Origin of the sequence: Halorientalis marina (genome assembly GCF_023028345.1) — an archaeon.
Taxonomy (GTDB): domain Archaea; phylum Halobacteriota; class Halobacteria; order Halobacteriales; family Haloarculaceae; genus Halorientalis; species Halorientalis marina.
Genome location: NZ_CP095490.1, coordinates 515171 through 536201 on the forward strand (window position 1 = coordinate 515171; position 21031 = coordinate 536201).

Here is a 21031-nt window from a genome sequence, read left to right on the forward strand (position 1 = left end):
GCAGCCGCGCGCGCGGATTCGCCGCGATTGCGAAGAGTGGCCGCACAGACGACCACGCATGCGCGACCCGGACTCGCCCTCACAGTCCGCCAGGACTCGTACTCGTGTTCTTTCCGCAAGGTCCACCCGCGACGCTCCGCGACCGCGTTGCCTTCGGCACTGACGCGGCTCACGATTGCCATCGCTCGCAGGGCTCGCGTCGGCAATCGACCGCCTCAGCGCCGAAACTGCGCTCGTCGCGGGCGGACGGCTCGGAACCCGCTGTGCGATGGCGTGGGGGTTCCACATCCGTTGCGCGTCCCGCGCGCCTTCGGTCAACACCGCACCGCACTCAGGCGCGCGCGCTGCGAGGCGGGTCCCGCCCGCGCCTCGTCTGACCTCGGCGCGGGTCCCACCCACCTCTTGGTCGCGCGGTACGGGCCGCCCGCGCGACGTGCTCAGTAATGAGTAACCGGTTAGCACTTAATTCAGACGCTCCACTGCGCGCGAGACTGCGCTCCGCGCTTCCATCGTGCTCGGATAGTCGTGTCGCCGTCGGCGACACTGCCGGGGGTTCTGCGCGCTCGGCGAGGGACGCTCCTCGCTGACGCGAGGGCGTTTCCTGCCAGTCCGCGCTCGACCCGGGCTGCCGGGCGCGACTGCCTCCCATGGGATTCCATCCAACGGCGTTGCTGCGGGCTCGCAGCCGGCTGTCACGATTGCCGTCGCTCGCAGGACTCGCGTCGGCAATCGACCGCCTGCGAGCTCCTCCCGGTGCGTGGATTCCATCCCACGGGAGTTCGTCGTGCCGGGCGATTCGGGCCCCTCCCGCGCTCCGCGCGGGTCCCTCCCGAACGGATGAATTAAGTGCTAACTGCGGAGAACCTGCCTCGCGTTGCTTACGGCACTGCCGGCGGGTCACGATTTCCATCGCTCACGGACGTCGTTGCGTTCGCGTCGGAAATCGACCGCCGCAGCGCCGACGCGGCGCGACGCTGCTTCTCCTTGGTCCTGCGGACCCGGTCATAGGGGCAGGTGGCCCGTCCGGGGACAGGCGGAAACCCGGCGGCTGGGCGGTGGTTCCGTCCAGTCGGCCGCCCGGCGGGGCGTGGGGCGACAGCCGCGGCTCACAGGCGTCGAAAGGTGAGGCGTGGTGAGCGCCCCGAAAGGTGTCAACAATGTCTGATAGTAATCCTTCGCAGAAAAAGGTATCGACGACTGAAAAAGGCGCACTGGCAGAGAAGGAGCGCGATCCGCGCGAAGAGCAGATGAGCGTCCCGCTGGCCGAGAAGGTCAGTGGGCCGGAACACATCCTGGAAGATGTCGCCGAAACGCAGTCGGATGACGAACTCGATTTCCGGCCGAACAAGGGTATCGACTCGCGTGGCAACTACTACGAGCGTCAGCACGATTACGACTGGACGCGTGATCCGGCGGTCAGCCCCGGTCGTCGACACGGTGACACGCTCGCCCAGCAGGAGCGGCGGGCCGGCCGGGAGGCCGAAATGGAGCGCCATCGCGAGGTCGCTCGTGGCGCCCACGACGCTGGCCGCAAGCGCGCGGCAGCGTCCCGCGCCCAGTGTGGAGTTGACACGCCCTACACGCAGACGACGGCCGACGTACGTCCTGACGTGGATCCCTCGGACAAGGCCGATCCTCGCGGGTGGCTCCAGCAAGACGAACTCGCTGCGGTCAACCAGGTGGCCGCATCACTCGTTAAGGAGATGGAACGCGACATCCAGCTGGGGCGGGCCGGCCTCGCGAAGTTGGTGGCAAAACACGTCCTCGATGGGGCTGACGCCCTCGATGCGGCACTCGAAGTCAAGCGCTCGCTCCAGCGGTTGCCCGACGTGGCAGAGACGTTCATGGACATCGATGTCTTCACCACGTGGACGACCACGGTCGAAGCCGAGGTTGATCACCTCTTCGAGACGCCGGCCGCCAGCCAATATCAGGCTGGATACCTGGAAGACAAGAACGGCGATCGACGGAAGTTCGTCTACTGGTCGAAGTCCCACAAGGCAACTGGCATGGCGACGTTCCGGGAGGGTGACCAGGTTCGGCTCGAAGACGTGAAGATCAACGAATGGCACGGGAAGGCCTGTCTCGCAATCACCGGCGACACGGAGATCATCATCGACGAACGTGGTGATGGCCCCATGCATCGGACCGGAACGGCAGGCGAGGCGCCGTCGGTGGCTCCCTGGGATGTCGACGCAGACTCCCACGCGTGGGTCGAAGGCATTGACCTTACACGAGCGCTTCAGCAGTTCGACGGCTGATGATCCTCCGCCTCTTTTTTACCGTCACGCGAAGTCGGCACCGACTTCCGGTGGTCGTGGGCCCTGGGGCTGGCAGCGGGGGCGAAGCGAGACATTCTCAAGGGGAGACCCGCACCGCGCGCGGCGCCACCGACAGACGTGGTCTGTCGAGTCCCCGCTCGCTCCCCTCGGTCGCTCGCGGGGACGACGGAGCGCTGCGATCGGCGCGACGCGCGCCTCGCGGCGGTCCACCGTGCTCGCTTCGCTGCGCGCGGTCCCAAATACCGGCATTGAGTCCTAAAACAGTTAGAATTCGTGAAAAAATTGTAAGTCGTCGAACCCGCAATCCCGGATAGATCGCTGACATACCCCATTTCGCGGCCACAATTACCGATCTTGTACCTCCCATGTTTCTAACTGAATTCGACTCTTGTTCGGGAGACGAATTTCAGGAGGCTCTATTCGCGCTGGAAGAAGAGGGGAATGTCGCGCTGCTCACCGGACAGGTCCTACCCGCCGGCTTTACCCATATGAGCGCTCAATTTCTCGGAGATCCGGCGTTTGAACGGACTGCATTCGTCGGTACGCCCGATCCAGATCTCGCATTTACAGAACGGTTAGATCGGGCCGGCTTCGATCCAGAAGAAAGAGAACGTGTCTACACAGTTGAGTTGGACCCCGAGGGCTGTAGTGCCGTTCCAAACCAACTCACAGCGGTAACAGCGCGGAAGCCCATCGGCTTTAGCCGTGGGAGGAAGCGCGTAAACTCCGTGCAACGATCCACCAGTAACGGCATTGCTGACTCCCAAAAGACTTGAAAAATGTTAATAAAGAGTAGCGACTACTGTGAGATACATGGCGTGGGAGGTTACTCGAACGGTTCGCGTCCGTCTCGACGTGCCTGCCGACCGCCGGAGTGACCTCCACGCCACCAATTCCAAATTCCAGTACTGCGCGAACCGCACCGCAGACTGGGCGTGGCGCTATCCTGATGAGGACTGCGTGACCAGCAAAAGCGAAGCCGAGGCCGCCATCTACGACGACCTTCGGGAAGAAACCGACGACCTACATGCGAACCTCGTTCAGAAGGCGATCAAACGCGCCACCGACGACATCGACAACTGCGTAGACAGGCTGGCCGACGGCGAGACCACCAGCAAGCCCGAATACGATACGTTCAGCATTGTCTACGACAAGCGAGCCGCCACCTACTACCGCGACAAAGTGAGTCTCGCCACCGTCAACAGGAGAGTAGAGTGCGAGTACGACCTGCCCAACGATCCCGCGGGGACACCTCACGGCAAGTACCTACTTAACGAGGACTACGACTTTGCCACTAGCACTGTCCACTACGACAGCGACGCCGACGAGTTCTACCTGCACGCCGCGATGGAGCGGGAACTCGACGCAAGCAGTCCTGAGAAAGCCGAGGATTCGAGAGTCCTCGGCGTGGACTGCAACGTTGACGACCATATCGCCGTGAGTTCAACAGGTAGGTTCGTCGGCAACGCCGACTATCTCAACCACCAGCGCCGCGAGTTCGAGAAGCGGCGTGCCAGCCTGCAACAGACGGGGACGCGAAGCGCCCACCTGACCTACCACCGCGTCGGTGACAGGTTCGGACGCTGGAGCGCGGACTACCTGCATCGGTGCTCCAAAGAAATCGTTTCAGAGGCCGAACGCCACGGCTGTACGCACATCGCGTTCGAGGACTTGGAGCAGATTCGAGAGCGCATCAGCGACGGCAAGAAATTCCAACAGTGGGCGTTCCGTGCGTTGCAGGAACAAGTCGCGTACAAGGCCGAGGAACAGGGCATCGTAGTCGAGAAAGTCGACCCATCCTACACCAGCCAGCAGTGCTCGAAGTGTGGGTGTACACTCGAAGAAAACCGGGACGGGCAACACTTCGCCTGCTTGGACTGTTCGTACTCGGTGCACGCCGACTACAACGCGGCGAAAAACGTGGCGCGGAAACTTACACTCAAACTCCAGCGGGGGCAGAAGTCCCCCGCTGGAGGGGCGTTCTGTCAGTACGCCCTGAAGTCGGGGATTATGACCGTGAACGCGACTGACGTGTCGTCCGACACCCCTGTGTCGGCAGAACGGGAGTCCACCGGCAAGCCAACGGCTTCAGCCGTTGGTAGCTGACTCCCCCGGCGTAATCAGATCGGACAGGTCGAAGAGAAATACATCATTGCGTGTCTCAGCAGTCTGTTCGAGATCAGCAGTATATCCAGAACGGCTGAACAGGACGTACGAGGTCTCCCCGTCTGCTGGCTCCTCAGACCACCGGACTTCCGATACTGTGCGTTCGAGATTGGCGAGGACGCCCTCATCCACAGGACGAGAGGTGAACTTACATTCTCCAGCGACAAGACCCTCGTCGGCGAGTCCCAGAACATCCAATTCGTGTTCCTTGAACCACCACTGTCCGACATCACGAAATTGTTGGTCGAGAAGGTTCGGGAGCGCGCGCTGGCAGAGGCGTTCGAATAACGGACTCACGTAATCCGCCAGTTCGGGTGCGACGAGTTCGTCATACGCGTCCTCACCGAGCATCCGGAGTTGATCCTGGTTGCCGTACACGAACCGGAACCAGAACCGGAATAACGGCGCAGCGATGCGATACCGACCGCGTTTCGATGCGGTTGGTGATTCCGTCACAGGAATATGACGCTCAACCAGCCGAAGCCGGCGAAGCTTCTGGAGGTATGTGCTCAGTGATCCGGACTCTACGCCGGCCATCCCTGCTATTTCGTTTGGGGTTCGTCGCCCGTGTGCCAGCGCACGGAGAATGCTAAAGTACGTATTCGGCTGCCGGAGTTCGGTCCGGAGCAGAAACTCAGGCTCCGAATACAGGAGCCCGCGTTCGGAGAGGATCGTCTGTTGAACGTTCGTTCCTAAGTGCTGGTCAGGCTCGATGGTCTGGAGATAGTACGGTGTCCCACCGTAGATCGACCATGAAGTGATAGCGGTCTCCGGATCATACTCTGGGAAAAACTCGCGGGCATCCACTACGGAGAGCGGTTTGAGGTCGATCGTCGCCGTTCGCCGACCGTACAGCGGTGCGCTCCCGGAGAGTACCTTGTCTTCCATGACGCTAATCGACGAGCCGACGAGCACGAGCGTCATCTCCGTCTCCTGTAACGCCATGTCCCAGACACGTTGAATCCGGGATGGCAGTGACTCATCTTCCTCGATAAGAAACGGGAACTCGTCGATAACGACGACCGCATCGTCCTCTCCAAGAGCTTCAAGGAGTGCCTCCCAGTCGCGCCGGACGTTTCGCAATGAGGGAAACTGACCCGTGGCTGTGTCGACGAACTGTTCGAGTTGGTTCTGTGCCGTTGACTCAACCGCCTGGTAGTAGACGGCATCGTTCCGATCAGCGATAGACTGACGGACCAGCTCGCTCTTGCCGAGTCGACGGCGTCCGTAGAGCACAACGAAATCGGCTGTCTCTGACTCGTAGCAGTTCGTGAGTTGATCGAGTTCGACATCCCGATCAACGAATTCCTCCATACTGTCAGTACCACGTCCGAACTAATGGAACTTCTGATTTCAGAAATCGCGATTTCTGAAATCGTAATTTCTAGATTCCGGATTGTGATTCGAGCCTTCGTTCAGTAGCACAATACTGTTCATACCGGCCTTTTATTCCACAATTATTTTGGCGAATGGAACGGAAGACGACCGTGATGACCGACGGTGACAACCTGCTCGTCCGAGAGGCAACTGTGGACATCACCCGACGCGGTGATATCGTCAGCATCGTTCTGCAGGGTGAGGAGTACCAGATGCAAGCCTCCGAAGCCGAGAAAATCGGCACGGAACTGCTCGCGATTGGCCGCCACGGCGAAGACCACGAGTCCGTCCCCGACTGGTAATGCTCCGCCGTGTACTCGCCCGGGTTAGCCAGTCAACAGTTCCCGTGAAAGCGTTCGGCCAAGAGTTCGTCGACGCGCTTCCGGAGATGGCCCGAAACTTTGTCGACTACTGGGAAAATCAACGGCTCATCGCCTACTTCATCATCTACTCTGCCGCTGTCTCGATGCTGCTCGCCGGCCTCGGCGCCTATACTGATGACTACTGGCTGATGGTCGGGGTCGCAGTCGTCTATGCGGTCTCGGCACTGCCGTTCTTCTTCTGGGCCGGGCAGAAGTATCACGACGAGGAGATCGATCCCGGGGACTTGTCCTAGCGCTTTCACTCGTTTTTCTCCTCCGTGCAGACCGGCAGTTGTATTGCACGCGTACTGATAGCAGTCTCGTTCGTTCCACCTTCGACAATGTCCACGAAACGCCCCGACACAGAGCAGCAGAACCCGACAGATACCAACGCACCGATCGAGCCGACGGTAGTCGATGCACTCGATCATCGAGAAGCACTCCGGACGGCTGCCGAATTCTCCCAGTCGGAACTCGCGGACGACTACTTGAAACTCGCCCGTGCGTTCGACGCCGCAGTCTCCCTCGCTAAGCTTGACGACGATGTCAACCCCGAGATCCGCCTCGACGACGACGAACTCGTGTTGCTAGCCTTCGCCCACCATGCCACCGCACAGCAGTTGCGCCGCGACGGCCACGACGCTGTCGCCGGCGAATTCGAGCACTTGGCGACAGCGGCCACTGACAGGTTCATCGGTCGGGTAAAATCCTGACCGGACCGCAGCTTGTTTTTTGTCTCCCCGAAGGGCGGGAGAGCAGTTCTCCCAATCAACTCATGACCGATTCGCACACGTCTCTCAGTACGTTCGGAAGTACAGAAGATGACCTCGATCCAGCGCCGAAAAGCGTCGGCCGATGTGCCCAGCTGACCGACGCTCCCAATCGGACCGACGACCCCGAGTGGGAGTCGCCCGACACCGAGTGGGGCCTCCGGACCCGCCGGCCTGCGTCGTCTATTCAGACCGGTGCCGGCCACGTCCGTCCCCAGCAAGCCCGTTGGATCGTTGACGGCGATGTCGCCGCCTACGTCGAAGAATACGGCAGTGGCGAGATCTGGACCATACCAGGCACTTACGCCGGCTTCGACGAAATCGATCCGCTCGTGACTCACGTCGACGGCTGTTGCGAGACATACGGCTACGGGATTGACGGGACCGCCTTAGAGAAAGCCCTGCGGGTACTCACCGGTGGCGGTCGGTACAGTGCTACAGACTACACTGTTCTCCCCTGTGGCCCCCATCCGTGGATTCTCACCGGGCCAGAAGGCTCGCTACTGTGCAGTTGTATGCCCGTCGACCGTCCGGAAGGAGGCGAGGGCCGACGCAGTAGCGAGATACAAGCCGGGGACACGCGACTCACTGTCGAAGAGAAAAACGACCAGATTCTCCACGGCCTCGCGCACTTCGTGCGTCTCCTCGAGGAGGCGAAGGATGTCGAGATCGAACGAGCCGAGTACCAGACTGTCCGCGGCGATGTGAAACACACTGTCCACTCGGCTGACGACGAATCGTTCAGCATGGAAGCGTCGGACCTCGCGACGCTAGGTACGCTCGCAAAGACGGCCTCCAGCGTGGAAATTGCGGATCGAGGTCGGGTCAAACCACCGAGCGGTGACCAAACTGTCTCGATCAACTGGGACGGGCCCGAACATGAGGTGGGCGAGGTCGTCGACGACCGATTCATCGCCGGCTACAAGTTCGCATGGGAGGATCCCGACGACGCCCTCGAACAAATCGCGACCGTGCGAACGTACTGGCTGTCAGAAGGATTCTCCAGCTACCGACTCGACTTCTGGTCCGAACGGCTCGTGACCGTTCTTCCCTAAGCAGAGCGCGGCGGACAGTTTATTCGTCCCTGTCGGACGGAGGCCATCGATGTCGACAGAAGCGGATTCCGCAGACGAAGTCGAACCGACACCCGAACAGGACACGCAGGCTCAGTCCACCGACGAATCCGAGCAGGGCGACAACTCTCCTGCCCGCGACTCTACCCCTGCCGTATTTAAGCTCACGTCGTCGGTCAGCACGCTCCAATCCATCGTGAACGCTGTCGATCCGATCGTCGACGAGTGTCGGATAGCCGTCGACGACAGCAGGATTCGGATTCGGGCGTCCGACCCTGCACAGGTGAAAATGGTGGATCTGCAGGTCGATGCCCAGTCGTTCAAGCAGTTCGAGAGCGCGAGTGGCTCCCTCGGTGTCAAGGTCGGCCGGTTGGACGAAGTGTTGTCGGTCGTCGACGAGGATGTTGTTCAGTTCGTGCTGGACCCTCAGACGAACACGCTCCAGGTCAGTTCGAGCGAGATGACCTGTACGCTTGCGTTGATCAACCCGAAGTCGATTCGTCAGGCTCCGAACCTCCCAGATTTGGACTACCAGGCGATCTGCCGACTCGATGCAGACGACCTCGATCTAGCAGTCACGGCCGGCAAGAAAGTCAGCGACCACCTCTACGTCGTCGTCGACGAGGACCAACCAGAACTCCGGTTCGAAGCGCGCGGCGACACCGACAGCGTGACTTACCGACGGGAACCTGCTGATCTGGTCGCGTTTGAACCGGGGGACGCCACCTCGAAATTCGATCTCGATCACCTGAGCAGGGTCAACCGCGCGCTGCCGACCGGACCGACGCGACGCCTTCAGATCGGCAACACGATTCCGTTCGTCGTTCGTTCGCCGTTCCCCGACGCCGACGGGACTGTCCAGTACCTTCTGGCCCCGCGGACTGACGATTAGCTCTCTATCAGGGTGTCATAGAACATTTTTCAGGGAGTCTGATTTCAGACTATCGGGAAGGAACCACCTGCTCACTGCGTATGCGAGTCTACCGCTGTAGATTTGCCAGATTACGTTACTGTTCTCAGAGCGCTGCTGAAAAGAGAGGCTATACACAGCAGTAGCGCACTGTCTGACGGATGCTGGGTGTTCCAAGATGTGGTTGTGTGTCCGGCGTTCGTCCACCTCGTAGACAGTCCCACTGCCCTGTCAGTCGGTACGCAACGAGATGAACTGTATTACTCCACGGACCGCCATCGACCGCCGATCTCCTCGCGGGGATAGTCTTGATACGTACCGTCGAGAAACGTGGTGACGCGCCCGTCTTCTTCGCTGAGCGTGATGACCCACAGGACTTCTTCACGAATCGACGTTTCGAGTGCGCTCATGTGTTTCGCCCCCATCCAATCAGCGTATTCGAGTTTATCGAACGTCTCGATGTATTCGCGGGTGGGGCTGCGAACCCGAACCATCTGCTCTTGAATCGTTCCGTCCCCGGTCACGACGATAGCGCCATCTTGGCTGAACGCCACGTCTCGGGCGACCTCGGTGAACGTGTCGGGCGACTAGGTGACGAGCTGACACCACTCGATTGGCCACCTGTTGGCTCCCATCGGATCGGTGTACGTATCGAAATTGGTTTCGGAAACGATCATCAAGTACAGACTCGGGCCACTCACGTACTGTTCGCCCCACTGGTCGAATCCCAAGCTCAACGACTCAGCAGTGTACCTGATCTGATCCATCAGCTCCTGACTGGTCGCATACCTGCTCAAAACACGGTCGAGTTCTTCCATGCTGGCCCGTGACCTGATATGGTTTGTACGTGGTTAAGTACTGTCTCGGCGTGAGGTGGTGGCTGTGGCAGTTCTATACCGATGACTCGCTACAGTCGAACTGATTTCTGCCGTATTGAACCGCTTTTTTAATGCCACAGACGCGCACTCTATTCAGCAGCGCCTTCGCTAACTACTTGATTTCTGTCAGTAACGGCGTGACCGGTACAGAGAGTGGATTCAGCAAACTACTCTCCGAGAGTTCGCCGTCCAATCGGCCTACAATCAACACGGGTGTCCCAACCCCCAGTCGTGGTAAGAGAATGAAGACATCAGTAGCTGGGTGTATATTCCGAACTCGGACATTGAGGGCCCGTTTGAACAGCAAGTACAGCGTATTGCGGCGCCCCTCCGGTTTTAGTATTCCCTAACCGATTAGTATGTATGAGCGTAACACACCGAATCCTCATCCCGTTCGAACTACCGGATGCCGACGAGGTACCACCGGTGTTGGTCGACACGCTCGTGACGATGGAGGTGGTCTTGCTTGGCCACTACGGACTGCCGGAGCAGACGCCGCCCTCCGTCGCCCGCGACCAGTTCGAGGACGATGCTCGAACAGAACTCGACGGTATCGCCCGACGATTCGAGGAGACAGGAGTCTCGGTGGCCACTCGGCTCGTGTTTGGGAAAGCTCGTGAGAAGACGATTAATCGCGTCGCACTGGAGGAGAACTGCGACGTGATTCTCACGCCTGGCGACGCTGACGCAATCGCAGAGGTGCTCGTGCCCCTCCGTGGTGAGGCGAACTTCGACCGCATCCTCTCGTTCGTCGGGGAGTTACTGACCGCGACTGGGGCATCCGTCACGCTGTTTCATACGGGTGAAGAGTCCGACCGGCTCCCAGGCGAGAAGATCCTCGCGGACGCGACAGACCGTCTCATCGAGGCTGGTGTCGAACCCGACCGCATCAGCCAGCAACTGTCGGTAGAAGACGACGTCGAACGGAGTATTGTCGACCTCGGGGACACGTTCGACCTACTCGTACTGGGCGAAACGGAGCCTTCGCTCCGCGACCGAATCTTTGGGAATCGCCCGGCACAAGTGACCGCCGGCACGGACGATCCGGCCTTCGTCGTTCGAAACGTCGAACAACCGTAATTCATCAATCGATGTCGTGGAACCAATCCCACTCCGAGATTCGGAAACGGCCAACCCACTCGGGTGATGCAGAGGTGGTCAGCGGATGAAGGACGATCTCGAACGCGACCTCGGCCTGTACGCGACGGTTACGATTAGCATGGGCGCGATGATCGGCAGCGGCATCTTCGTACTGCCGGCGCTTGGTTTGAAGAAGGCTGGACCAGCAGTGATCCTCGCGTACATCCTCGCCGGACTGGTTGTGCTGCCGGCGGCACTGTCGAAAGCCGAGATGGCGACGGCAATGCCCGAGTCCGGCGGCACGTACCTCTACATTGACCGGGCGATGGGCCCACTGGCCGGCACGGTCGCGGGAATCGGCGCGTGGTTCTCACTGGTATTCAAAAGCTCGTTCGCGCTGGTCGGGCTGGGAGCGTACTTGCTCCTTCTGGTCCCGGTGTCGGGCAGGTTAGTGAAGGCCGTCGCGCTGGGGCTGGCTACGCTGATCATTGGGCTCAACATCGTCGGCACCGAACAGAGCGGCAAGGCCCAGTCGATCATCGTTACCGCCGTCGTGGTTGCGCTGGCGGCGTACGTGCTCAACGCCGGCGTTGCAGTCGACACCACCCGATTCGACGGATTCGCGGCGAAAGGTGCTGGTGGCATCGTCACCGCGGCGGCGTTCGTGTTCGTCTCCTACGCGGGCGTGACCAAAATTGCCAGTGTCGCCGAGGAAATCGAAAATCCCGACCGAAATCTGCCGCTAGGGATCCTCATCTCGATGGGCGTGATGATGGTCCTGTACACACTCGTGGTCGCGGCCGTCGTCGGGCTGAATGATCCGAACGTGTTATCCACGAGCGGGCCAGGCGACGGTCCGTCGTTGACGCCGATGGCCGACGGCGCCAGCCAACTCCTCGGGGGGGTCGGCATCGTTGTCATCGCGGTGGTCGCGATCCTGGCGCTGACCAGTATGGCCAACGCCGGCGTGCTGGCGTCTTCGCGGTTCCCGCTGGCGATGAGCCGGGACTCGCTGGCACCCAAGGGACTCGCCCGGGTCAGCGAGCGATTCCAGACCCCCCGGAACGCGATCGTGGTGACCGGCGTTCTGCTGCTCGCGCTGATTGCGTTCGTCCCGGTGGTTGAGCTGGCGAAGTTGGCCAGCGCATTCCAGATTCTCGTGTTCTCGATCGTCAACGTCGCCCTAATCGTGTTCCGGACCAGCGGCGTCGAATCCTATCAGCCGTCGTTTCGGTCGCCAGGCTACCCGTTCGTCCAGCTCCTCGGCGTGGTCGGCGGTTTCGCGCTACTCACCCAGATGGGGACGCTTCCAATCCTCGGAGCGGCTGGCATCATCGTCGGCGGGGTTGCGTGGTACCTCGTCTACGGTCGGAACCGGACGGACCGCGAGGGTGTGCTGGGCGTCATCCTCGCCCGACGACGCGATGAGGAATCGGTGACATCCGATTGAGTCGATGGCTGTACAATCTCCCTGACAAGATCAATTAAAACTTGAACACGGCCCAGCACTGACGGCGTGCGGCGACGACTGTATCGGGATGGTTTAACAATCCGAGGGTAATTTCCGTACGTATGGACAAGTGGCAGCGCCGCACCGTCTACTATTCGGTCTTCTTGATTGGCTCGATGCTCGTGTTTGCGGTGCTTTATCAGAACGGGATGCGGATCTACGAGGGAGAACCTAGGACGTTCCTCCACTCCCTGCAAGTCGTCGTCGAGACGTTCACGACGACGGGGTTCGGCTCGGATTCCCCCTGGATCAGCCCGGAGATGAACGTGCTCGTGATCGTCATGGACCTCTTCGGGACGCTGCTCATCTTCATGGCCTTTCCTGTCCTCGCGTTTCCGCTACTCGAGGAGATTCTCTCGACAACTGTTCCCAAAACTGTCGACGGCGACCTCGACGATCACGTGGTGATCTGCACGTACACGCCCCGTGCCGACGTGCTCATCGACGAACTGGAGTCCTGGGATGTCGACTACGTCATCGTGGAACCGGACCGTGAACAGGCGACTGAACTGTACGAGGACGACTACCGTGTCATCCGAGCGGACCCGGAGTCGGCGTCAGGGCTCGAAGGGGCGAATCTCGCTGCCGCGAGGGCGCTCGTCGCCGACGTGTCGGATCAGGTCGACGCGAGCATCGTGCTCACCGCCCAGGAGGTTGCCGAAGATGTCCTGACACTCAGCGTCGTCGAAGAGCCTGACCGGGCAGCCTACCACCGTCTCGCCGGCGCCGACGAGGTGCTCTCCCCGCGCCCGCTGCTCGGCCAGAGTCTCGCCTCGAAGGTGACAACGTCGGTCACGAGCGAACTGGAAGAGGTAGTGGAGATCGACGACGACTTCGAGATCGCCGAGTTTCCGATCCACCGCGGGAGTCAGCTCGTCGGGAAGACACTCGCGGAGAGCGGTATCCGTGAACAGGCCGGTGTCAACGTTATCGGGGCCTGGTTCCGCGGCGAGTTCGAGACGCCACCGGACCCCGACGCGACGCTGGCCAACGGCACGGTGTTGCTGGCCACCGGTCGCGAAGCCCAGCTCGAACAACTCAAGGACCTCACACGGTCGGGGATGCGACGGCTGGATCGGGGTGACACGATCGTCGTCGGACACGGAGAGGTCGGTCGAACCGTCACTGACGCGCTCACCGATGCCGGAGTGCGGTACACCGTCGTCGACCAGACTGATTTGGAGGGTGTCGACGTGGTAGGGGACGCAAGCGATCCCGAGACGCTTCGAGAGGCGGGTATCGATGACGCCAGTGTAGTTATTCTGGCACTCCCCGACGACACGACAGCGGAGTTTACCGCCCTCGTGGCGCGGGACTCGAGTGCCGACGTGGAGATCATCGCTCGGGTCGAGGAGTCACAGAGCATCCCGAAGATGTACCAGGCTGGTGCGGACTACGTACTGGCACTCGCGAACATCACCGGTCGAATGCTGGCCTCGCAGATACTAGAAGAGGAGGACGTTCTCTCGATGGACCAGAACGTGGAGGTCGTCCGGACAAACGCACCCCAGCTTGTCGGAAAGACGCTCGGAGAGACACGCGTCCGGTCGGAGTCAGGCTGTACTGTCGTCGGGATAGAGCGTGACGGAACGGTAGTCTCCGACATCGGTCCGGAGGTCCGCATCGAAGACGGGGACGAGCTCATCATTGCCGGGACCGACGATGGGGTCCAACGATTCACCGAGCTGTACACGTGAGGGAAAAACCTGGATACGCCCGTTATTACGTGGAAATGAGCGTTCAAAAACATATTCCGAGAGCGGTACTCGGAATAATCGGAGGGGGCACACTCATAGTCGGTGTCGCTACCTCGGTCCTGTTCTTTAGCTCAGTCGAGCAGAATTACTCCGAACCGTGGCTCATTCTCAGCGGAGTGTGTAGCCTCGGATATGCGGCTGGCGGGATTATATATCGACATCGGAACCGACGGGCAGCCCTGGGATTCGTAGCCGGAATGGTTGGGTGGGCAACGGTCTTCCTTGGGGTCGCGACACTGAACCGAGGCATCATCGGAAGTAGCCTCGTCTCGTTGGTCCCGGCGGGATTGATGTTGTTGGGTGTGTGGTACTACGATCCTGACACGCGGTAAAAATACGAACCGAAAGGTCATCGGCACCGGGGACGTATATCTGCACATCTCCATCGCTTGACCACAAACTGCAATGCATCCGTATATCCACGAGTACTTCCGACGGCTTCGTCTGCTCGCGTGGAATAAGCGAGAACAGCGGCCGCGCTCGTTGGTCCGCGTGGAACTGTTTTTGATACTCTACATGGGTATTTTCTTGGCTTTGCCGAATCTCGTCTGGCCGTCGGGCGACAGCGTGCTCCGCTCAGCCACGCTTCGTGTGCTTCTCGTCTGTTGTACGCTTGGACTGCTGCTCGGGGCAGCGAAATATCTGGACAAACGATCCGTTCGTTCGTTTGGGCTACGGATCACCCATCGTTGGGCGAGTGACGCGCTCGCAGGCGCAGTTATCGGCGGGACGATTCCAGTAGCGGCGGTGGGACTGGGGGTCATTGGCGGATGGATCACCGTCTGCAACCCAAGATACACTCCCACCAGTACATACCTCCAGAACATTGGACTGGTAATCGTCATCACCGTGAGTATCGCGATCGCCGAGGAACTCGTCTTTCGTGGATACGTGCTTACGAACGCTATCGAGGGGTTAGATCTGCGATGGTTGTCTGAGACAACGACGCTCGTTGCTGCGTGGAGCGTGTCTACACTGCTATTTGGGCTTGTCCATCAAGCACCGACGCTCGTTGCTGGCATCCATTTCTTGAGTGCTGGATTTCTGCTCGGCCTTGCGTATCTCCTGTCGGGCCAGCTTGGGTTGCCTATCGGCATCCATGCTGGATTCAATTTCGTTTCCGGCTATGTCGTTCCGATGACCTCCGACCCATCACTAGTTATCGTCCCCCTCTCTGTGAGTGGCCCCGCGTGGCTTACTGGTCAAACTGGGCTCATCCAGACGGGCCTCCAGATTCCAGCCGCGCTCGGGATACTGGGATACCTCTGGTGGCGTACAGGACGGGTTGGTGTTGCCCCGAGGATCAGAGCCAAACTCGACGACGAGTGGGCAGATAAGATTAAGTGACGTCTTCGGCCGCTGTTATGTCGGCGAGTGCCCGGTCATGGCTATCCGGATCGAGCAGTTCTCGCCCGCGAACGACCGCGACGTTGCCGGGGGCGTCCCGGCTGACCCGCCGGGCGGTCGAGCCGAACTCAAGCCGTTCTGCGTCGCTCCGTTCGGAGAGTCCGACACACACCGTGTCGTACCCCGTGACGGCATCAATGACCGCCGACGAGAGGTCCTCGCTGACGACAACCTCGGTCTCGTACTCGTCAGGATCGAGATTCGCCCGATTCGCGACCCACTCGATCATCCGTCGCCCTTCCTTGACCGGGTCGGCATCATCAGTCGAGCGCTGGACGGTGAGTAAGGTCGCAGTCTTACGGTCGACCGTGGCGAAGTCGACCGCCCGCTGAGCGACCGTCGCCGCATGCGGCCCGGCGTCGACCAGTGCGACCGACTCCCCGATCGTCTCCTGCTCGAACTCGACGAGTGCCACGTCACACGGGGCGCGCTCGATCACGGGATCGAGCGTCGACCCGAACACCTCGCCGTCGTCGCCGTCCGCAACGCCCTGCCACCCGAGAACTACCTGTTCGGCGTCAGTCTCCCGAATCACCTCGAGGATTACCTCGCCGGGGTCGTCGGCGATGGCAGAACGGGTATCGAGGTCGATCCCGATATCGGCCGCGACGCCACGGGCGACCGTCAGGAGATCCCGCTGTTCGTTCAGTCGATCCGACTCGACGTTCCGGTCAGGCGAGGGACGCGCTTCGGTGACGTGGACCGCCACCAGCTCCGGCTCGCCATCGTCGGCGTGGGCCCGGGCTGTCGCCGCGGCCAGGCGGAGTAATCGCCGCTGCGTCGTCGGGTTTGCGACCGGGACGACCACGCGATATGGCTGTGCGTCGGCCGTCGCGTCGGACGGCTCCGCCCGACCGAATAGCCCACCTATCGCTTCGAACGCGATCCCCCCTGGTTCGAACGCGATCCGCACTGCCTCACCCAGCAGTCCGTCTTCGACGGTCCGACTGCGAGCGTACCCGCCGTACCAGACGACGCCCAGCGCGACAATACCGATCCCGACCACGATCACCTCGGGCTGCATCTGGGAGATGACCACGCCAGCCATCAGGACACCCAGGACGGGGACTGCCGGATACAGTACCCCTGGCATCTCGAACTCCGGGTCGTACGGTTCCGGATCGACGCGCCGGAACACGACGAGTGCGACGTGAACGAGCGCGTACGTGACGAGGAAGCTGAAGCTCGCCACCTGCGCTAACAGCGCGACGATCTCGGCGACCTGCAATCCAGCGAGTACGAGGAGCCCGGTCACACCACCGGTCGCGATGATCGCGCGGTGGGGCGTCGCGAACCGGTCGTGGGTGACGTTCAATCGGTCGCTCATCAAGCCGTCCCGGCCCATCGCGTAGATCACCCGCGACGCCGCGAGGATCGAGGAGTTCGAACTGGAGATGGCGGCGACCGCGGCCGCGACGGTGACCGCGGCAACGCCGATCGCACCCCCCATCGTGATTGCAGCGACGTCCGACACCGGAACGAACGAGCTCCCAAGCTGCTGGTAGGGGACCACGCCCGTCGAGACGAGCATGATCACGACGTACAGAATCGTGACCGACACCACCGACAACACCATTGTCAGCGGAATCAGCCGCCCTGGATCCTCGATTTCGCCAGCCACCGTGGCGATGATCTCGAACCCGAGGTACGTGACGAACACCGTCCCGGTCGTGGCGACGATTCCGACCGGACCCGTCGGGGCGAACTCCGCGAGGTTCCCCGGCTCGATGAAGAACACACCGACCGCGACGTACGCTAACACGACGACGAGTTCGGCTCCGATCATCAGGTTCTGCGCGCCGCTGGATTCGTCGGTCCCGTAGTAGTTGAGCCCCGTAATCGCCGCGAGCCCGACCAGCCCGATCAGGACGATGAGTGCGCGCCCGTCCAGAAACGGCAGCGGGACGACGATGTACTGGCCGAAGCCGATCATGTAGAACGCGCTGGCGAACATCAGCCCGGTCCACATCCCCCAGCCGACGATGCTGCCGAACAGGCCGCCAAGCGCGCGATTGACGTAGTGGTAGCTGCCGCCGGCGATCGGCATCCCCGTCGCCAGTTCCGCCAGCGACAGCGCCGCCAACAGGGCGACAAAACCGGCGATCCCGAATGAAATCGAACTGGCCGGGCCGGCCCCCTCGGCGGCCAACCCAGGGAGAATAAAGATGCCGGCCCCGATCATCGTCCCGCCGCCGAGCGTCATCGCTTCGATGAACCCGAGATTTCGCTCGAGCGAACTCCCGTCAGTCACAGGTTCATCCCCTTCGCGGACGGCGGGACGCGTCGGTTCACGGGGTGCTCACCTGGGAGGGAAGCTTTGGCCACAGTTAGTAGTTCAATCACTGGGTGGAAAGCATATAAGTCGCGTGGGGCTACGCCTTGCGGACGACGAACGCCGGGCGGTCGACCTCGTCAGCGATGCGGGTCGAAACCCGACCGAGGATGCGGTCGGTCAGCGACGGCTCTGTTTCCCCGACAACGAGGAGATCGAACTCGTGGGCCATCTCGACGATCGCAGTTCCTGGGTCGTTGGTCGTCGTGAGTCGCGTGTTGATCCGGGCACGGTCGATACCGGCCTCGACAAGCCGACCGGCCGCATCGTCCAACAGCGACTGACCGTACGCTTGCTCGTCCGCGGTTGTGGCGTGAAACAGCGTCGCGGTCGCCTCTTCGCGCCGGAGGAGATCCGCCACGAGCGAGAGGATGCGGTCGAGGTTGTCGTCGCCTCGAAGCGGGACGAACACTCGTTCGGTGGCGGTATGGCTCCCAGGCAGTAGAATCGCATCACAGTTGTACTCCTCGGCGGCGCGATCGACCGTCTCGTCTCGGTCGTGTGTGAACACGACGCGCTGGGTCACGTCACGGTCGATCGCAGCGGCGAGTTCGCCCAATCGTTGTTGCGCATCGTCCTCGTGGTCCGCTTTGAGTTGCGCCGGCGGCGCCTGGTCAGGGACTGGATAGTAGCCGAGCAGGACGAGGTCTACCGTATCGGAGATGGTGAGGAGATCTTTCTCGGGACGGTCGTCGTTTGAAACATCGACCGGCACGAGAATCGTCGAACCACCGGTCAGAGGCATATAGTGTCACTGCTGTCCACACGGTTATATTTGTGGTCACCCGCTATCCGCAAAGACGGGTCGGTCGTGCAGTTGCGACATAAATATACTGTGGAGCCATCCCGGAGAGTAAACCGGGCACATAATTGGTTTTAAGTATCAAAAAATAAATTTTTGGATGTCATCACTACGTGGATCTATTACTATCGAGGCGGCATTACTCAGTAGTGGCTCATTCGAAACGTTACGAACAGACATCCGCTATCGATTTTTCCGTCAATGAGTCGAACAGCTGACTACCGCTGCTGATGAACTCGGCATCACGGTGCGAATCGTGCCGGCAGCTGAGTGGACGCACAGGGAGGCGAAGGGAATCTGCGAGCAACTCAGTCTCGTTGACGTCCAACCGCTCGTCAAGGTTCGCGAGTCTGATATACAGCTCTCAGCTGCACTCCCAATATTGAAAAATTTCTAGTGGCGAACCGATGAGCATGGTCTCAGTATGGAGTCATTGATCAGGATTGACGGGTGAAACACCGAACTGCTTTCTGAACTGCTGGACCGCCTCGTCTGAGCCCACAAGCACGACTCGCTCGTCCCCAGTGAACCGCCGCTGGGGGTCAACTGTGCTGGTGAATCCGGACTCGTCTTCGACGGCGATGACGCGACAGCCGGTCTTTTGATAGATGCCCGACTCCACGAGTGTCGACCCGGCCAGCGGGTCAGCCGGCACGCGGAGCAGCCGAATCTGGCTCGCAGGGGCGAGGATATCTTCACCACGGAGCTCTCTGGCCACCATCCGAGCACTCACTCGTGGGACCGAGAGGACGTAATCCGCGCCGGCGCTCAGTGCTTTTCGTGTCGCATCAGTATCACTCACGCGGGTGAGGATTTCTATATTTGAGTTCAGCGAGCGTGCTAACACCGTTGTCAGGAGCGAGGCGGAGTCGTCCGGAAGGCCGACGATAATCGCACCCGCAGTCTCGATTTCAGCGGTCTGCAGGATGTCGTCAGAGCCCGCGTCACCGACGATATCGACACCGTCGCGATCTTCGATGTCGATCGTCGTGATATCGAGTCTCTCCTCGGCAATTACCTCTCGTGCGGCTTGTCCGACCTCTCCCTGGCCGGCGATGATGATACGGTCGTGTCGCCGAAATGTTCGGTATGGCTTCGTGAACTCACCGAACGCCTCCAGTTCATCGTGGGCGCCTGAGAGGAGTAACACCGTGTTCGACCGGATAACCGCATTCGGATCGGGCGGGAGTTGCAACTCCCCGTCGATCCACGCGCCGATGATGTTTGCGCCCGTTTCCTCTCTGATCTGTGAGTTGCGGATCCGCGTCCCAACTAACCGGTTCCCCGGCTGAATCGGGATCTCTGTAATCTCTATTTCGCCCCCCAGTTCGATCGTATCTGTCAGCTCCGAACTGAAAGAGGAGACTGCCTTCTCGGCGAGCCGGCGTCCGAGCACTCCGTGTGGGGACAACACAGTATCTGCGCCTGCATCAAGCAGAACGCTCCGCATGTCACTATCGTCGGTGAGAGTGATGATCTCAATATCCGGATCGATCGACCGGACCGTCAGGATGGTGTTGACGTTCCCATCTCCAGCATCCGTTATGACCGCTCGTGCGGCGTCGATACTGGCCCGCTCGAATGCGCCCCTATCCTGCGGTGAGCCGTGAATGGCCGAGTATCCCGCGTCGGAGAGATCCTTGGCGTTTTCTTCATCGGATGCAATCAGGACATATTCGATCTCGAGCTCTTCGAGCTCGTCAAGGAGGACGGCGGAATCCCGTCGGTATTCACAGATGACGACATGGTCCTGCTTAGGCGTCAGTCGATCATCTAAGTTAACCTCGGCACCGGTGAAGAGCGGGATGATAATTAGGCGAAGGGTAAAAAATCCGATGCCGATACCGGAGATCTGCGTTAGTGACACGAACAGATACATCAATGGGTGGCTCCAGAGATCAGCGTCCTGCCCGTACCCGGTCGTCGTCATCGTCTGGACGACGAATTCGAACGAGGCAAAGATAGACTGATTGACGCCTTCCAGGCGTGCCAGCGCAATATTGTAGATCACAGCATACAGGAAGACGAGCAGTACGAGGCCGACGACATAGTAGATAATGAGGCGATTCCGCCGGGAGAACTCGACCTCCGGGAGCCGCCCTGAGAGAAATCCCATACTGAATTGTGTGTGTCTACCTACTGGGTATATTAAAAGGTCCCCGATGACCGACTGTCCGGGGTGCGAAGGTGTCGTCGCCGAATTGTCGTATCATTACGTGGTTCTGTCCAGCTCCTCTCCAATGTGGATTAACGCCATCTGTATACCAGTATCAGAGTTGTGTTTCGGTGTACGCTCATCCGTAGGAGATTGTTGATACTGCTGAG

Annotated in this window: 15 protein-coding genes and 2 pseudogenes; 12 read left to right on the forward strand and 5 right to left on the reverse strand. The window is 60.5% G+C overall.

What is annotated here, in order from left to right; all coding sequences use genetic code 11:
• Window positions 1–1157: 1157 nt before the first annotated feature.
• Complete coding sequence (locus tag MUG96_RS23875) at window positions 1158–2261, forward strand: single stranded DNA-binding domain-containing protein (RefSeq protein ID WP_246989657.1); 1104 nt, start codon at window positions 1158–1160, stop codon at window positions 2259–2261.
• An 834-nt stretch (window positions 2262–3095) separates the two neighbouring features.
• Window positions 3096–4388, forward strand: a complete 1293-nt coding sequence (locus MUG96_RS23880) for an RNA-guided endonuclease InsQ/TnpB family protein (protein ID WP_246989658.1) — start codon at window positions 3096–3098, stop codon at window positions 4386–4388.
• Here MUG96_RS23880 and MUG96_RS23885 read toward each other — a convergent pair.
• The gene (locus MUG96_RS23885; RefSeq protein ID WP_246989659.1) at window positions 4371–5762 is read right to left on the reverse strand and encodes an ATP-binding protein; all 1392 of its coding nucleotides are present in this window, start codon (window positions 5760–5762) and stop codon (window positions 4371–4373) included. The genes MUG96_RS23880 and MUG96_RS23885 overlap by 18 nt on opposite strands.
• A gap of 176 nt (window positions 5763–5938) precedes the next feature.
• Between MUG96_RS23885 and MUG96_RS23890 the strand changes: the two genes are divergently transcribed.
• The 5 genes from MUG96_RS23890 (at window position 5939) to MUG96_RS23910 (ending at window position 8922) form a co-directional block, all read left to right on the forward strand.
• The gene (locus MUG96_RS23890) at window positions 5939–6127 is read left to right on the forward strand and encodes a hypothetical protein (protein ID WP_246989660.1); all 189 of its coding nucleotides are present in this window, start codon (window positions 5939–5941) and stop codon (window positions 6125–6127) included.
• On the forward strand, window positions 6127–6441 hold the full coding sequence (locus MUG96_RS23895; protein WP_246989661.1) for a hypothetical protein: 315 nt from the start codon (window positions 6127–6129) through the stop codon (window positions 6439–6441). Before MUG96_RS23890 ends, MUG96_RS23895 begins: the two co-directional genes overlap by 1 nt.
• A gap of 87 nt (window positions 6442–6528) precedes the next feature.
• Window positions 6529–6900 (forward strand): hypothetical protein, encoded by a 372-nt coding sequence (locus tag MUG96_RS23900; protein WP_246989662.1) that lies wholly within the window; start codon window positions 6529–6531, stop codon window positions 6898–6900.
• 62 nt (window positions 6901–6962) lie between these two features.
• Complete coding sequence (locus tag MUG96_RS23905) at window positions 6963–8012, forward strand: hypothetical protein (RefSeq protein ID WP_246989663.1); 1050 nt, start codon at window positions 6963–6965, stop codon at window positions 8010–8012.
• Window positions 8013–8061: 49 nt separating this feature from the next.
• On the forward strand, window positions 8062–8922 hold the full coding sequence (locus MUG96_RS23910; RefSeq protein WP_246989664.1) for a beta clamp domain-containing protein: 861 nt from the start codon (window positions 8062–8064) through the stop codon (window positions 8920–8922).
• Between the two features lie 278 nt (window positions 8923–9200).
• Here the strand turns inward: MUG96_RS23910 and MUG96_RS23915 are convergent.
• Window positions 9201–9758: pseudogene (locus MUG96_RS23915) on the reverse strand (diadenylate cyclase).
• Window positions 9759–10181: 423 nt separating this feature from the next.
• Here MUG96_RS23915 and MUG96_RS23920 point away from each other — a divergent pair.
• The 4 genes from MUG96_RS23920 to MUG96_RS23935 all read left to right on the forward strand — a co-directional run bounded on the left by MUG96_RS23920 (window position 10182) and on the right by MUG96_RS23935 (window position 15512).
• Window positions 10182–10898 (forward strand): putative universal stress family protein, encoded by a 717-nt coding sequence (locus tag MUG96_RS23920; protein WP_246989665.1) that lies wholly within the window; start codon window positions 10182–10184, stop codon window positions 10896–10898.
• A gap of 85 nt (window positions 10899–10983) precedes the next feature.
• On the forward strand, window positions 10984–12348 hold the full coding sequence (locus MUG96_RS23925) for an APC family permease (RefSeq protein WP_246989666.1): 1365 nt from the start codon (window positions 10984–10986) through the stop codon (window positions 12346–12348).
• 122 nt (window positions 12349–12470) lie between these two features.
• A complete protein-coding gene (locus tag MUG96_RS23930) occupies window positions 12471–14105 on the forward strand; it encodes a potassium channel family protein (protein ID WP_246989667.1) in 1635 nt (544 codons plus the stop codon).
• Window positions 14106–14570: 465 nt separating this feature from the next.
• Window positions 14571–15512 carry a CPBP family intramembrane glutamic endopeptidase gene (locus tag MUG96_RS23935; RefSeq protein WP_246989668.1) on the forward strand — a complete coding sequence of 314 codons (942 nt, stop codon included), beginning with the start codon at window positions 14571–14573 and terminating at the stop codon, window positions 15510–15512.
• Here MUG96_RS23935 and MUG96_RS23940 read toward each other — a convergent pair.
• The gene (locus MUG96_RS23940) at window positions 15505–17823 is read right to left on the reverse strand and encodes an amino acid permease (RefSeq protein ID WP_256465466.1); all 2319 of its coding nucleotides are present in this window, start codon (window positions 17821–17823) and stop codon (window positions 15505–15507) included. The genes MUG96_RS23935 and MUG96_RS23940 overlap by 8 nt on opposite strands.
• A gap of 121 nt (window positions 17824–17944) precedes the next feature.
• Window positions 17945–18649 (reverse strand): universal stress protein, encoded by a 705-nt coding sequence (locus MUG96_RS23945; protein WP_246989669.1) that lies wholly within the window; start codon window positions 18647–18649, stop codon window positions 17945–17947.
• A gap of 262 nt (window positions 18650–18911) precedes the next feature.
• Between MUG96_RS23945 and MUG96_RS23950 the strand changes: the two are divergent.
• Window positions 18912–19100: pseudogene (locus MUG96_RS23950) on the forward strand (DUF955 domain-containing protein); the annotation flags it as partial.
• A 36-nt stretch (window positions 19101–19136) separates the two neighbouring features.
• On the opposite strand, the gene MUG96_RS23955 reads toward MUG96_RS23950, so the two are convergent.
• On the reverse strand, window positions 19137–20822 hold the full coding sequence (locus MUG96_RS23955; protein WP_246989670.1) for an NAD-binding protein: 1686 nt from the start codon (window positions 20820–20822) through the stop codon (window positions 19137–19139).
• Window positions 20823–21031 lie beyond the last annotated feature (209 nt).

Excerpts from the sequence above, each read along its gene's own strand:
- MUG96_RS23885 (WP_246989659.1), bottom strand. The coding sequence starts at position 5,762 with ATGGAGGAATTCGTTGATCGGGATGTCGAACTCGATCAACTCACGAAC.
- MUG96_RS23880 (WP_246989658.1), top strand. The coding sequence starts at position 3,096 with ATGGCGTGGGAGGTTACTCGAACGGTTCGCGTCCGTCTCGACGTGCCT.
- MUG96_RS23890 (WP_246989660.1), top strand. The coding sequence starts at position 5,939 with ATGACCGACGGTGACAACCTGCTCGTCCGAGAGGCAACTGTGGACATC.
- MUG96_RS23930 (WP_246989667.1), top strand. The coding sequence starts at position 12,471 with ATGGACAAGTGGCAGCGCCGCACCGTCTACTATTCGGTCTTCTTGATT.
- MUG96_RS23895 (WP_246989661.1), top strand. The coding sequence starts at position 6,127 with ATGCTCCGCCGTGTACTCGCCCGGGTTAGCCAGTCAACAGTTCCCGTG.
- MUG96_RS23900 (WP_246989662.1), top strand. The coding sequence starts at position 6,529 with ATGTCCACGAAACGCCCCGACACAGAGCAGCAGAACCCGACAGATACC.
- MUG96_RS23925 (WP_246989666.1), top strand. The coding sequence starts at position 10,984 with ATGAAGGACGATCTCGAACGCGACCTCGGCCTGTACGCGACGGTTACG.
- MUG96_RS23905 (WP_246989663.1), top strand. The coding sequence starts at position 6,963 with ATGACCGATTCGCACACGTCTCTCAGTACGTTCGGAAGTACAGAAGAT.
- MUG96_RS23875 (WP_246989657.1), top strand. The coding sequence starts at position 1,158 with ATGTCTGATAGTAATCCTTCGCAGAAAAAGGTATCGACGACTGAAAAA.
- MUG96_RS23920 (WP_246989665.1), top strand. The coding sequence starts at position 10,182 with ATGAGCGTAACACACCGAATCCTCATCCCGTTCGAACTACCGGATGCC.
- MUG96_RS23935 (WP_246989668.1), top strand. The coding sequence starts at position 14,571 with ATGCATCCGTATATCCACGAGTACTTCCGACGGCTTCGTCTGCTCGCG.
- MUG96_RS23945 (WP_246989669.1), bottom strand. The coding sequence starts at position 18,649 with ATGCCTCTGACCGGTGGTTCGACGATTCTCGTGCCGGTCGATGTTTCA.
- MUG96_RS23910 (WP_246989664.1), top strand. The coding sequence starts at position 8,062 with ATGTCGACAGAAGCGGATTCCGCAGACGAAGTCGAACCGACACCCGAA.
- MUG96_RS23955 (WP_246989670.1), bottom strand. The coding sequence starts at position 20,822 with ATGGGATTTCTCTCAGGGCGGCTCCCGGAGGTCGAGTTCTCCCGGCGG.